Source organism: Streptomyces sp. NPDC104581, from assembly GCF_055583685.1.
The window spans coordinates 37,267-49,778 of sequence record NZ_JBVJNN010000022.1 but is presented as its reverse complement, the minus strand read 5'-3'; the positions used below and the strand labels follow the sequence as shown (position 1 = coordinate 49,778).

Sequence of the window (12,512 nt, the reverse complement as noted above, 5' to 3'; positions counted from 1 at the left end):
CGCGCACTCATGATGATCTGCATTACGACACCCTCTCGGGGCGGTCAGGGTCGCAGGCGTACCGGCAGTGTGGTCGAGCTGTTGGAGAAGAGCGAGGGGACGGGGATCAGGTCGGCCGGGTCGACGGCCAGGGTCAGGTCCGGGTACCTCGTGAAGACCGCGGGGATCGCCAGGGCCGCTTCGAGCCTGGCCAGCGGGGCGCCGAGGCAGAAGTGCGGGCCGTGGCTGAACGCCAGGTGCTTGCGCCGCTCCCGGGTGATGTCGAACGCGTCGGCGGACTCGCCGTGGTGGGCCCTGTCGCGGCCGACCGCGCTGTACGGGGCCATGATCGCCTCCCCCTTGGGGATGCGCACGCCCGCGATCTCCACGTCCTCCAGGGGATAGCGGAAGGGGAAGTTGCCGATCGGGGCGTCCCAGCGCAGGGTCTCCTCGACCACGTCCGCCCAGACCGACTCGTCGCCCCGCTCGGCGAGGGCGCGCTGGTCGGGATGGGTGAGCAGGGCGCGTACGGCGTTGGTGATCAGGCTCAGCGTGGTCTCCTGACCGGCGGAGAGCATCAGCAGGAGCGTGCCGACCAGTTCCTCCTCGCTGAGCGAGTCGGGGTCCGCGTCGCGCGCCGCGATGAGCGCGCTGGTCAGATCGGGGCCGGGGTTCTCGCGGCAGTTGTCGACCACCCGGGCGAGGAGCTGGTACTGCTCGATCTGGCTGGCGGTCACTTCCTCCGGCCCCAGGTCGGAGCGGAAGATGTTGTCCATCAGCTCCTTGAGCCGGGGCCGCTCGTGCTCGGGGACGCCGAAGAGTTCGCAGATCACCCGCATGGGCACCGGGTGGGCGAAGTGGCGCCGGAGATCGACGCCGCCGTCGGCGTCCGCGTGCGAAGGCAGCGCGTCCAGCAGCTCGTTCACGATCTGCTCGATGCGCGGGCGCAGCTCCTGGACCCGGCGGGGCGTGAACGTCTGGGTGACCAGCTTCCGCAGCCTGCGGTGCTCCTGGCCGTCGGCGGTGACCATGTTGGTGACCTTGACCATGCCGATCAGCGGCCAGCCGTCGGAGATCTCGCCGCGCAGGACGGCGTTCCAGCGGCGCCAGTCCTTGCTGAAGCGCGGGTCGGCGATCAGGTCGTTCAGCAGGGCGTGGTCGGTCACGGACCACGCCATGACGTCTCCGGGCAGCTTGATACGGACCACGGGGCCGAGTGCGCGGAGCCTGGCGGCCTCGCCGTGGTGGTCGGTGCCGTGCGGGTCGAGGGTGACGACCGGTATGCCGGCCTCGGACGAGGCTGCCGCTGGTGTGGTCATGTCGCTTCTCCAGAACTCGGGCTGGTGGGTGGGATTCCCGGGAAGTCCCGCCGGTTTCGGGCCGTTTCGGGCGTGCCGTACGCTCCGGCCGCTCAGTCCCGCCGGAACCGCCCCCGGCCGGCGCGGACCGGGACGCGGGCCGCGGAGAACCGTGCCGGGAGCGTGACGGGGACCCGCGTCCAGGGGGAGGGGCGCCAGGTCACCCGTTCCGCGGGGACGGCGAGTTTCATGTCCGGCAGCAGGTTGAGCGCGGTGTTCACCGCCGTACGGGTGATGAGCCGCGCCGGTACCTGCGCCGGGCAGACGTGCGGTCCGGCGGAGAAGGCGAGGTGGGCGCGGTTGCCGGGCTCCTCGTCGCCTTCGTCGGGCCGGATCGCGGGGTCGTCGTTGGCGGCGGCGTGCCCGAGGATCAGACAGTCGCCGCGCCGGATGAGCCGGCCGCCCAGCTCCGTGTCGTGCAGGGCGTACCGGGCCGGCATGTTGTTCATCGGGGGGTCGCGCCACAGCGCCTGGTCGAGCGCGTCGTCGACTCCGAGCCGGCCGCCGTGCAGCCGCGCGGCGAACCGCGGGTCCGTGAGCATCAGGCGCAGCGTGTGCGAGATCCAGGCGGTGACGGTCTCGTTGCCGGCGGAGATCATCACCACGATGGACTGGAGGCGCTCGGCCTCGTTGCGGAGGTTCGGGTGGTTGATGAAGACCGTGGTCATGTCGTCGGTCGGGTTGCGGCGCCGCTCGCGCACCGTGTCGAGCAGGATCTCCTCGAAGTGGCGGTTGCCGGCCTGCGAGTCGCCGGCGCTGCCGAACAGCGCGATGAGCGCGTCCAGCAGCTCCCGGCCCTCGATGGCGTCGAGGCCGAACAGCGAGGCGAGGGAGAGCATCGGGACGATCGTGGCGTACTCGTTCACCAGGTCCGCGCTGCCGCGTTCGGAGAACTCCGCGATCAGGTCGGTGCAGATCCTCTCGACGTGGCGGCGCATCCCGCGCTGGTCGATCCGGGCGATGCCGTCGTCGAGCGGTTTGCGCAACCGCCGGTGCTCCGCGCCGTCGGCGCCGATGACATTGGCGCGCCAGCCCATCATCGGCAGCAGGCCCGAGTCGGGTGAGACGACGCCGTCGTGCATGTGGCGCCACTTGCGGCCGTCGCGGGAGTAGATCTGTTCCTGGCGGGTGACGGTCAGCAGTTCCCGGTAGCCCATGACGAGCCAGGCGGGGACGCCCGGTTCGAGTTCCACCCCGGCCACGTTGCCCCATTCGGCGCGGAGTTCGCGGTAGACGGCGCGCGGGTCGGGGGCGCCCACGGCGGCGGACAGCGGGAGCAGTCCGGTGGCGCGGCCCGGGGCGCGGTGGGCGGGGCAGCCGGGCGGGGGCGCCGGCTCGGGGCCTAAGCCTGACGGTGCGTCAGGATCGGGTACGGGGGCGGGCTTCGGTGCCGAACTCATGAAGCGGTCTCCGGGGTGCGTGCCGAGCCGGCCGAGACGTACTCGACAAGGCTGATCAGGGCGTCGACGGACGAGGCGTGGTCACGCGCGTCGCACACCGTCACCGGTGTGCGGGGCAACAGGTCCAGCGCGTCGCGGAGTTCCTCCGGGCCGTACCGCTCACTGTCCGGGAACTGGTTCACCGCGACCGCGAACGGCAGTCCGCGCAGCTCCAGTTGTTCGAGGACGTCGAAGCTGTCCTCCAGTCTGCGGGTGTCGACGATGACGAGCACGCCGAGCGCGCCCTCCGCCAGCCCCTCCCACAGATCCCAGAAGCGGCGCTGGCCCGGTGTCCCGAACAGATAGAGCACGAGGCGGGAGTTGAGGGTAATCCGGCCGAAGTCCATCGCGACGGTGGTCGTGGTCTTCGTGGTGAGTCCGGCCAGGACGTCCACGCCGACGCTGGCCTGTGTCATGACCTCCTCGGTGCGCAGGGGCTCGATCTCGCTGACCGAGCCGACGAGCGTGGTCTTGCCGACGCCGAACGCGCCGACGACGAGGATCTTGACGGCCTGCTGGACGGTGTCGGGCAGATAGCGGTCAGCGGAGCCGACGGAGACCATCCAGTACCTCCTGGAGGAGTTGCGAGTCGGGCGGGGCGGCCTGGGGGACGCCCGAACGGGCGGAGAGATGACCGCTGTCGACGAGATCGGACGCCAGCACCTTCACCAGGCTGACCGGCAGACCGAGATGCGCGGCGGCCTCGACGAGGGAGAGCAGCCGCTCGCACATCCGTACCAGGGCGCGTTCCTCCCTGGTCGCCGAGACCGGCAGGGCGCGTGGCGGGCCGATCGCCACGAGGAGTGTCTCGATGCTTATGGTGTTGCGGCTCGGCCGGGAGCGCCCCTTGGTGATGACGTACGGACGTAACGCGCCGGCGCTGTCGTCGTACTCCCCTCCCGGCCCGTTCATGCGGAGTCCTGCCTCGGCGGGCTGCTCAGGTTGCCCGCGCCGATCTTCATCACCTGCGCCTGCATCTGCCGGGCGACCAGCTTCGGGTCCACCACGGGGCCCGTCACCACCGCGAGATGGGCGCCGTTGGCGCTGCGCATGAAGAGGAAACCGCCGTTGAACTCGACCATCTGCTGGTGCACGGCTCCGCCGTCCGTGCCGAACTCCCGGCCGAGACTGCGGCCGAGGGACTGGAGCCCGGAGCAGCTGGCCGACAGGCGCTCGGCGGCGTCCCGGTCCATTCCGTCCGAACTGGCCAGCAGGAGTCCGTCGGCGCTGAAGACGATGACCCGCTCGACGCCCGGTACGACGGCGACGTCGGCGATCATCCAGCCGCGCTGCTCCGGGTTCTCCACGTAGCTCATACTCACGTCTGTCCTTCCGGGGGGTGGGGGGTGGCGGCGGAAGACGGGCCGTTCGGGCTCTCGTCGGGGGCGGGGTCCGGGGCGCCGGACCCGGTGGGCATGTCGGGCGCGGTGGTCGTGTTGGGCGCGGTGGTCGTGTCGGGCGCCTGCGCGGACTCGTCGGGGTCCGGCTGGGGGCGGCAGCCCTCGAAGAACTGCTCCATCCAGTCACCGGCCTCCTCCGGCGAGCCGGGCGGGGTGACGGCGGAGGGGGCGGGGGTCGGCGCGTGGGCGCGGGGCGCGTAGTCCTCGCGCCGCGAACGGCGCCGGGGGAGCTGCCGGCCGGTGCGCGGCGTGCCGGGCCCGGCGTCCGGCGGGGGTGCGGGGGTCGCGGCGGGCGCCGGTGTCCCGGCCGGTGCGGGCGCGACCGGGGGCTCCGTGCGCGGCGCGGGGGCCCGTGCGGGGACCTCCGGGACCGGTACGCCGGCGGGCAGGACCCGCCCGGCCGGCGTACCGGCGGGCGCGAGCGTCTCCAGTACGTCCACCGGCACCAGGACCACGGCGCGGACACCGCCGTACGGAGAGGGCCCGAGGTCGACCTGGAAGCCGTGCCGTTCGGCGAAGCGGCCCACCACCGCGAGACCGGTCTGGGGGATCTCGCCGACATCGCCGACGCCGAGGAGCCTGCGGCCCGACACGATCTCGCGCGCCTCGGCGAGGCGGTACTCGTCGAGCCCGAGGCCGCCGTCGTCGACCTCGATGACCGCGCCGCGCTGCACCGTGCGCACCGTGACGGGTACGCCGGTCTTGGGCGGCGAGTACTCCGTGGCGTTGGCAAGCAGTTCGGCCATGAGGTGGATGAGCGGTTCGACCACGGAGGGGGTGACGCCGACGTCGGGGTCACCGCTGACCTCGACGCGCTTGAAGGCGACGATGCGGCCGGACGCCGCGCGGACCACGTCCACCAGCGCGAGCGGCCGCTGCCACTGCTGGCCCGGCCACTCACCGCACAGCACCTTGAGGCTCTGCGCGTGCCTGGCCTGCTGGGTGGCGGCGTGGTCCACCAGCATGGTGGTCTCCAGCAGGTCCGTGTCGCCGGGATAGCGGTCGGCCAGACCGGTCACGGTCGCCTGGATCCGGTGCGCCGACGTCTGCACCCGGCTCGCCAGCTCGACCAGCGAGAGCCGCTGCGACTCCTCGCGGTCGTCGGCCTCCTCGGTGACCGCGGTCAGCAGCCGGTCGAACCACTCGGCGACGCCCGCGCCCAACTCGTCCTCGGTGTAGCGCGGTCGTGGGACGTCGGTCCGTGAGAAGGCCGCGGGGAGCCGCTTGGTGACGAGGAACTCGACCTCCGCGCGCACCAGTTCGGCGCGTTCCCGGCTCAGCCGGTGCCAGTGGGCATCGCGGACGGCGGCCTCGGCCCGTACGCGTTCGGTCTCGGCCCGCCGCCCGGCGGCGTCCGACAGGGCGTCCCGGTGCCGTCTGCGCAGGTGTTCCATGGCGACCGGTACCAGCAGGGCGAGCGCGCCGTACGCCACCGCCGCCCCGATGTGCGCGCCGGCCAGGGCCACCGCGCCGACGGCCGCGGTGAGAAGGGCCAGAAGCTGCGCCACCGGCCACAGGAGGCGTGCCCGGCGCTCGTGCGGCGGGGCCGCCGGGGTGGTGGGGGATCGGACCATGGGAAACCTTCGAGTGGGAGCTGAAGCCGATGTCCGGCGGTGAGTCGTCCGCAGCGGTCCGTGGGCGGTTCCGGAATGGGCGGGACCGGTCAACCAGCCCCGTGCCGGACATTGTTGAGTGATCGTATATCCGATCGGCATATGAGGCGGTCACTTCTCGAACACGGGCGGTGACCTGCCCGATTCGCACCGCGACCGCCCCCGCCCGAGTCCGAACGGGCCCCCGTACCAATGCAGTTGGCTACCTCGCGAAACGCGGCAGCCATCGTGCCTGGTAGTCGCCGTGCCCGGCGTGCTCCGCCGCCATCTGGCGGACGACGAAGCCCAGCCCCACGGCGCGGCCGGAGGGGAAGTCGTGCGCGGGGCGGTCCACGTCCAGGTGCGCGACCTCGGCGTACTCGCCGAGCAGCACTCTGCTCGTCTCGATCCGGCGCAGCGTGCGCGCCGGGTCCTGGAGGGCGATGTGACGGTCGTACCCCTGCGTCCGCACGCTGAACGAGATCCCGCCGGACCGGTCGTGGACCTCGCCGGGCGCCTCGGGCGGACACCGCCAGCTCTCCCCGCCGGCCGCCCGCGCGACCTGCTCCTCCTCGTCCAGGCGCGCCCGAACAAAAGCCAGCATGTCCGTGTTCTCTTCTGTCACGATCCGTGATCCCTCGCCGTGCCGCTCATCTCGTACCCGTCCGCTCAGTCCAACAGAGGATGCCGCACGGAGGTTGCGGCGGGCACCTCACCGACCGGTACGGCGGCACGTGCCGCCGTACGCCTCTGACGGCCCCCTCTCCCGCTTCACCCTGCCCGGCGGGGTCCGGAGTATTGCCGCGCGCGAGTCCGGCGCTCATCGATTCGGACATCGGCACGGGTACGCCGGGGCGCGGGCCGGGGAGTCGTTCAGCGGGTGCTGATCCAGTGCGGGTCCGGGACCACCGTGAGGACGGCGGAGAGCAGCAACACGGAGGCCAGGACGGCCAGTTCGACCCGGGCCGCCCGGTGCGCGCCGCGGCTCAGCAGCAGCCGCCGGCGCGCGACCAGGGCCAGCGTGCTCGCCATCGCGACGAGGACGAGCTTGGCGATCAGGACACGGCCGTACGCGGAGGTGACCACGGTGTCGGCGGGCAGCCGGCGCAGCGTGGACAGGGTCCCGGTGGCGGCCAGCACGACCAGCGGCCAGACGGCGCCGCGGGCGTAGCGGGTCAGCAGGGCCCGGGCGTCCGCGGGGTCGGCGCGCCGCAGCCACGTCGTGCGCAGGACGTGCCAGAGACCGCCGGCCCACAGGGACGCGGCGGTCAGGTGCACAACCGTGAGCGCCGTGCCCAGTTCGGGGGTGTACGGCTCCGGATGGGCGCGCAGCGCCTCGGCGATGACGACGCCGGCGAGCGGGACGAGCGCCCAGCGGGGCCGGCCCGTCGCGGCGCAGCCGGCGGCCAGCAGGAAGCCGTTGGCCATGACGAGCAGCAGGCCGCCCTCGCGGGTGGCGTACGTCGCGGGGATGTCCAGGTCGCTCACCACCGCGAGGACCACGATCTGCCCGGCCGACGCGGCGGCCCCGGCCAGCGCCGCGGGGAGCGCCCACGCGCGGGGCAGCGGCCCGGTGCGGGCGAGGGCGGCGCCGGCCAGTTCACCCAGGTGCAGCGCGAGCGCGGTGAAGACCGCGGCGCGCAGGAGGGAGGTGGTGCCGGCGGCGGGTATGCGCAGCTCGCCGGTGCCGCGCGAGGCCACGCCCGCGCCGTACAGCACGACGAGCAGCGCCAGCGCGACGCCGCCGGCTGCGGCGGCCCTGACCCGTGTCGGCAACCCTCGCCCCTCCTGTGCGGTGGCCGGCCTGCCCGGGCCTGCGGCCGTACTAACCCTTCGCGCGGGACGCCAGGAACTCCTCGAAGGTGAGGAGGCCGTCGTTGTTGGAGTCATGGGCGTTGATCACGGCCTGGGCCACGGTCTCGGTCACATGGAAGTCGCCGAGCTGCGCCATCGCGCTCTTGTACTCCGCCGCCGTGATCAGCCCGTCGCTGTTCGCGTCGAAACGGTCGAACGCCTTGCGCGCCTCTTCGATGTCCGCCACTGCTTCAGCCCCTTCTTGGTCCCTACTGACAGTGGTCAGATTATCGGCACCGCTCCGCCAACTCAGCGGCAGCCCGGTGGTGGAGGCCGCGGCTCGCGGCGACGCCGCCCGAGGGGCCGCGCGGCTCAGGGACGGCGGTCCGAGACCCGCATCTCGAACCAGGTCGTCTTGCCGCGCGGCAGCAGATCCACGCCCCACCGGTCGGAGAGTTTGTCCACCAGGAACAGCCCCCGCCCGCTGGTGTCCATCTCGCGCACCGGCAGCAGACAGGGCAGGCCGCGGGAGGGGTCCCGCACCTCGACGCGGATCCAGCCGCGGCGGCGCAGCATCCGCAGGCCGAAGACGCGTGCGCCCGTGTGCCGTACGGCGTTGCCGACGAGTTCGGAGACGAGGAGCACCGCGTGCTCGGCGAGTTGCGGGGACAGTGCCCACTGGCGCAGCACGACGACATGGGTGAGTCTGCGTGCCGCCAGGGCGGACTCCGGGCGGGACGGCAGCCGGACTTCCGCTTCCGTCGGATTGCCGAACAGTTCGAGCACTCCGCGCCCGTGTTCGTCCTCGACGGCCGGCGTCAATCGCGTAGCGGCCGCGTCGCCGCCATGCCGCGGTTGTTCCACACCCTCAAGGCCCGCCATGGGTCCATCATGGCTGCCCAGACGGGCCGCCGGGGGCGTTCCGGGGGATTGAGTACCCCCGAACGGCCGACCCACGGAGGGGAGTTCGGCATATGACGGTGGCAGGAAGCCACCCCCGTTACCCATCCTGATCTGCGATAACACGTCACACACGGGTGATCACCGGATGTGATCAACCGCTCCGCCTTAAGGTTGCCTTAAGGCGGAGCTGAACCGGGCACCAGGTTGACGCGCTCGCTCCGGCTGTCCAACCACACGGCGATCAGAGGAACTTGGCCTTGCCCGGCCCCTCCTCCACGAAGCTGCGCATGCCGCGCTCGCGGTCCTCGGTGGCGAACAGGCCCGCGAACCAGTTGCGTTCGATCGCGAGGCCCGTCTCCAGATCGGTCTCCAGGCCCGCGTCCACCGTCTCCTTGGCGGCCCGCAGCGCCAGGGCCGGCCCCTGGGCGAGCCGCGCGGCCCACGCGTGCGCCTGCTCGTAGACCTCCTCCGGCGGTACGACACGGTCCACGAGCCCCAGCGCGAGCGCCTCGGGCGCCTTCACCTGACGGCCGGTGAAGATGAGGTCCTTGGCCTTGGAGGGGCCGATGAGCCGGGCCAGGCGCTGGGTGCCGCCCGCGCCCGGGATCAGGCCGAGCAGGATCTCCGGCTGGCCGAGCTTCGCGTTGTCGGCGGCGATGCGGAAGTCGGCGCAGAGCGCCAGTTCACAGCCGCCGCCCAGCGCGTAGCCGGTGACGGCGGCGACCACGGGCTTGGGGATCCGGGCCACGGCCGTGAACGACTCCTGGAGGGCCCGGGACCGTACGACCATCGCCGCGTGGTCCATGTCGCGCATCTCCTTGATGTCCGCGCCGGCGGCGAACACCTTCTCACCGCCGTACAGGATCACGGCCCTGACGTCCTCGCGGCGACCGGCCTCCGCCGCGAGTTCGAGGAGGCGGTCCTGGATCGCGATTGTCAGCGCGTTCATGGGCGGGCGGTCGAGCCGGATGGTGCCGACGCCGCCGGAGACTTCGAGATTCACAGATGCCATACCAGGCAGGTTAGGCGGTGCGACGCGCGAGGAGGCCGGTACGCGGAAGGGCCCGGCGCACCCTGGCCGGGGTGCGCCGGGCCCTCGGGGGCCGCGCCGGAACAGCGGGAGGGGCTACTCCGGGACTACTTCGTCCACTGCGCCCAGGGCATGTTCCAGCCGTTGAGTCCGTTGTCCGGGGCGATCTTCTTGTCGTCGGAGTTCTTCACGATCACCACGTCGCCGATGATCGACTGGTCGTAGAACCACGCGGACGGCGTCTTCTTGTCGTGCCCGCCCCGTACGTCGCGCAGTCCGACGCACCCGTGGCTGACGTTGGCCGAGCCGAACGTCCCGGCCGACGCCCAGTAGTTGCCGTGGATGAAGGTGCCCGACGTGGACAGCCGCATGGCGTGCGGCACGTCCTTGATGTCGTACTCACCGCCGAAGCCCACCGTCGCGCCGTTCATCCGCGTCACCTTGTGCTTCTCGCTGATGACCATCTCGCCGTTGTACGTGGTGGTCGACGGCGCGCCCGCGGTGATGTCGATCTTCTTGATCTGCTTGCCGTCCTTGACGACCTTCATCGTCTTGGCCTTGGCGTCCACCGTGGAGACCATGGAGCGGCCGATGGTGAACTTCACCGTCTTGGCCTGCTCGCCGTAGACACCGGGCCGTCCCTCGACACCGTCGAGGTTCAGCTCCACGGTCACCTTCGTGCCCGCGGCCCAGTACTTCTCGGGCCGGAAGTCCAGCCGGTCGTTGCCGAACCAGTGCCCCTCGACGGGGACCGACGGCTCGGCGGTCACCTTGATCGCCCGCTCCACCGCCTCGGGATCGGTGATCCCCCGGGTGAAGTTGAGCGAGACCGGCATGCCGACACCGACCGTCGAGCCGTCCTCGGGCGTGTAGTGACCGATGAAGGTGTTCTTCGGTACGAGGGTGGTGAAGGTGGTGTCCTTCGCCGAGACCCGGCCCTCGGAGTCCTTGGCGATGGCGTGCACCGTGTACTTGGTGGCTCCGGCCAGATGCCGGGCCGGCTCCCAGGCGGTGCCGCCGGCGGCGATCTCGCCGTCGACCGCGTTGCCCTTGCCGTCCTTGACGTCGACGCTGGTCAGCTTGCCCTTGCTCGCGGTGATCTTCAGGGCGCCGCTCGTGGCGACCGACTTGGCGCCGTCCTTGGGCGCGATCGTCACGACGGCCTGGGAGGCGGCGTTCTCGACCTTCCCGCCGTCCTTCTCGCCCTTGCCGTCACCGCTGTCGGCGCCCCCGCCGCCTCCCCCGCCGCACGCCGTCACGAACAGGAGCAGGCTCCCCAGCGCGAACGCCGCGAGCCCCCTGCCCCGTCCCGCTCGCCGCGCCCGGCCGGCTTCCGCCGATGCCCCCGATATCGGCTGCCCGTTCAATGGTCGTCTCCCCTCACACGGCCGGGCCCCGCCACGGCCTCGGAGCCGGGTGCGAACAACGCACGACCGGGCTCCACACCCCCGCGCGCTCTGCTCGCGCGCACGGCGCTAGACAATCACACCGCGAGCCGTCCCGGACTCCCCGGGATTGTCACTGTTCCGTTCCAACGTCGCCCGGAATCAGGGACGGTCACGCAGGTGAGGGTGGGTGCGGGGCCGGGACTCCGGGAGCGTGCGGCTCCCCGCCGTCAGCCGGCGGCCGCGGAACCCGCCTTCCACTTGGCCCAGTCGAGGTTCCAGCCGCTCAGCCCGTTGTCCGGAGCGACCGTTCTGTCACGGGAGTTGACCACTTCCACGACGTCACCGACGAGCGTCCTGTCGAAGAACCAGCCCGCCGGAGTGTCCGCGCTGCCTCCCTTGACGTCCCGCAGTCCGACGCACCCGTGGCTGACGTTGGTGGAGCCGAACGTGTCCGGCGTGGCCCAGTAGTTGCCGTGCAGGAACGTCCCCGACGTCGTCAGGCGCAGGGCGTGCGGCACGTCCTTGATGTCGTACTCACCGCCGAAGCCCACCGTCGCGCCGTTCATCCGCGTCACGTCGTACAGCTCGGAGACGACCATCTTCCCGTTGTACGTCGTGGTCTCGGGCGCCCCGGCCGTGATCGGCACCGTCGACACCAGCGCACCGTCGCGCCGCACCTCCATGCTGTGTTTCTCCGCGTCGACGAGGGACACCTGGGAGCGGCCGACCGTGAATCCGACGGTCTTCTCCTGGATGCCGAAGACCCCCGGCGCGGCCTGCACGTCCCGCAGCCGCACATCGACCGTGACCTCGGTGCCCGGCTTCCAGTACTCCCGGGGCCGGAAGTCCAGCCGCCGGTCGCCGAACCAGTGGCCGACGACCTCGACCGGCGGGTCCGAGGTGACGCGGACGGCGCGCTGGACGGCGGCGCGGTTCTCGATCTTCCGGTTGAAGTCGAAGGAGACGATCATTCCGGTGCCGACGGTCGAGCGGTTCTCGGGCTGGAAGTAGCCGATGAAGCGGTGCTTCGGCACAGCGGTGGTGAAGGTGGAGTGCCGGGCCGACCTGCGGCCCTCGCCGTCCACGGCGACCACGTCGACGCTGTACTTGGCGGCGAGCACGACGCGCGCCTCCGCGTCCGGCGACCACACGAGGCCGTCGTCGGAGGTCCGGCCCGGCAGCTTCGTGCGCTGCGCGCCGTCGACCCGCGCGACCTCGACCCGCTCCAGCCGGCCGTCGGGGATCCTCACCTCGATCCGGTCACCGCGTTTGATGTTCCCGGCCCCGTCCTCGGGGCTGATACGAATCGTGTCCCCGGGCGCCCGGGACTTGCTCTCGGTGAAGGTCTCGCCGACGGTGCAGGCCGTGAGTCCGGCCAGCCCCGCCATCAGACCTGCGTATGTCAGTACGGCGGCGACGCCGGTCCTTGCCCGCTTCAGTACGTGTGTCACGACCCACCCAACGACGACCCCCCCGCGGGGGAAACGTGAGTGGGGGCCTTCCGGCGGGCAGAACTCGTGGGAGGACCACGCGAGGGGGAGCCGGGGCCGGGACGCCGTGGCCGCCGGACGTGCGGGGCCGACGAGCCGGGAGGGCTGGCAGGTGACGAGCGCAGCCGAGCGGGAGACA

General features: G+C 71.9%; 13 protein-coding genes. All 13 read right to left on the bottom strand.

Going from position 1 to position 12,512, the window contains the following annotated elements:
- Positions 1-44: 44 nt before the first annotated feature.
- Positions 45-1,298: a cytochrome P450 family protein gene (locus ACZ61E_RS19465; RefSeq protein WP_469700931.1), complete on the bottom strand. Its 1,254-nt coding sequence runs from the start codon at positions 1,296-1,298 to the stop codon at positions 45-47.
- 92 nt (positions 1,299-1,390) lie between these two features.
- A complete protein-coding gene (locus tag ACZ61E_RS19460; RefSeq protein WP_469700929.1) occupies positions 1,391-2,596 on the bottom strand; it encodes a cytochrome P450 in 1,206 nt (401 codons plus the stop codon).
- Positions 2,597-2,733: 137 nt separating this feature from the next.
- On the bottom strand, positions 2,734-3,339 hold the full coding sequence (locus ACZ61E_RS19455) for a GTP-binding protein (protein ID WP_469700928.1): 606 nt from the start codon (positions 3,337-3,339) through the stop codon (positions 2,734-2,736).
- The gene (locus tag ACZ61E_RS19450) at positions 3,317-3,688 is read right to left on the bottom strand and encodes a DUF742 domain-containing protein (protein WP_469700926.1); all 372 of its coding nucleotides are present in this window, start codon (positions 3,686-3,688) and stop codon (positions 3,317-3,319) included. The genes ACZ61E_RS19455 and ACZ61E_RS19450 overlap by 23 nt, the downstream gene beginning before the upstream one ends.
- Positions 3,685-4,092, bottom strand: coding sequence for a roadblock/LC7 domain-containing protein (locus ACZ61E_RS19445; protein ID WP_469700925.1), 408 nt, complete (start codon positions 4,090-4,092; stop codon positions 3,685-3,687). The genes ACZ61E_RS19450 and ACZ61E_RS19445 overlap by 4 nt, the downstream gene beginning before the upstream one ends.
- A gap of 2 nt (positions 4,093-4,094) precedes the next feature.
- Positions 4,095-5,750: an ATP-binding protein gene (locus ACZ61E_RS19440; RefSeq protein ID WP_469700923.1), complete on the bottom strand. Its 1,656-nt coding sequence runs from the start codon at positions 5,748-5,750 to the stop codon at positions 4,095-4,097.
- Positions 5,751-5,991: 241 nt separating this feature from the next.
- Positions 5,992-6,372, bottom strand: coding sequence for a DUF6221 family protein (locus ACZ61E_RS19435; protein WP_469700922.1), 381 nt, complete (start codon positions 6,370-6,372; stop codon positions 5,992-5,994).
- Between the two features lie 269 nt (positions 6,373-6,641).
- Positions 6,642-7,544: a CopD family protein gene (locus ACZ61E_RS19430; RefSeq protein ID WP_469700921.1), complete on the bottom strand. Its 903-nt coding sequence runs from the start codon at positions 7,542-7,544 to the stop codon at positions 6,642-6,644.
- Between the two features lie 49 nt (positions 7,545-7,593).
- Positions 7,594-7,809 (bottom strand): EF-hand domain-containing protein, encoded by a 216-nt coding sequence (locus ACZ61E_RS19425; RefSeq protein ID WP_469700920.1) that lies wholly within the window; start codon positions 7,807-7,809, stop codon positions 7,594-7,596.
- A 125-nt stretch (positions 7,810-7,934) separates the two neighbouring features.
- Positions 7,935-8,444 (bottom strand): ATP-binding protein, encoded by a 510-nt coding sequence (locus tag ACZ61E_RS19420; RefSeq protein WP_469700919.1) that lies wholly within the window; start codon positions 8,442-8,444, stop codon positions 7,935-7,937.
- Between the two features lie 262 nt (positions 8,445-8,706).
- Positions 8,707-9,477 carry an enoyl-CoA hydratase/isomerase family protein gene (locus tag ACZ61E_RS19415; RefSeq protein WP_469700917.1) on the bottom strand — a complete coding sequence of 257 codons (771 nt, stop codon included), beginning with the start codon at positions 9,475-9,477 and terminating at the stop codon, positions 8,707-8,709.
- Positions 9,478-9,602: 125 nt separating this feature from the next.
- On the bottom strand, positions 9,603-10,862 hold the full coding sequence (locus tag ACZ61E_RS19410) for a L,D-transpeptidase (RefSeq protein WP_469700915.1): 1,260 nt from the start codon (positions 10,860-10,862) through the stop codon (positions 9,603-9,605).
- A gap of 248 nt (positions 10,863-11,110) precedes the next feature.
- Positions 11,111-12,334, bottom strand: coding sequence for a L,D-transpeptidase (locus tag ACZ61E_RS19405; RefSeq protein WP_469700914.1), 1,224 nt, complete (start codon positions 12,332-12,334; stop codon positions 11,111-11,113).
- Positions 12,335-12,512 lie beyond the last annotated feature (178 nt).

Excerpts from the sequence above, each read along its gene's own strand:
- ACZ61E_RS19420 (WP_469700919.1), bottom strand. The coding sequence starts at position 8,444 with ATGGCGGGCCTTGAGGGTGTGGAACAACCGCGGCATGGCGGCGACGCG.
- ACZ61E_RS19445 (WP_469700925.1), bottom strand. The coding sequence starts at position 4,092 with ATGAGCTACGTGGAGAACCCGGAGCAGCGCGGCTGGATGATCGCCGAC.
- ACZ61E_RS19415 (WP_469700917.1), bottom strand. The coding sequence starts at position 9,477 with ATGGCATCTGTGAATCTCGAAGTCTCCGGCGGCGTCGGCACCATCCGG.
- ACZ61E_RS19455 (WP_469700928.1), bottom strand. The coding sequence starts at position 3,339 with ATGGTCTCCGTCGGCTCCGCTGACCGCTATCTGCCCGACACCGTCCAG.
- ACZ61E_RS19450 (WP_469700926.1), bottom strand. The coding sequence starts at position 3,688 with ATGAACGGGCCGGGAGGGGAGTACGACGACAGCGCCGGCGCGTTACGT.
- ACZ61E_RS19465 (WP_469700931.1), bottom strand. The coding sequence starts at position 1,298 with ATGACCACACCAGCGGCAGCCTCGTCCGAGGCCGGCATACCGGTCGTC.
- ACZ61E_RS19440 (WP_469700923.1), bottom strand. The coding sequence starts at position 5,750 with ATGGTCCGATCCCCCACCACCCCGGCGGCCCCGCCGCACGAGCGCCGG.
- ACZ61E_RS19435 (WP_469700922.1), bottom strand. The coding sequence starts at position 6,372 with ATGCTGGCTTTTGTTCGGGCGCGCCTGGACGAGGAGGAGCAGGTCGCG.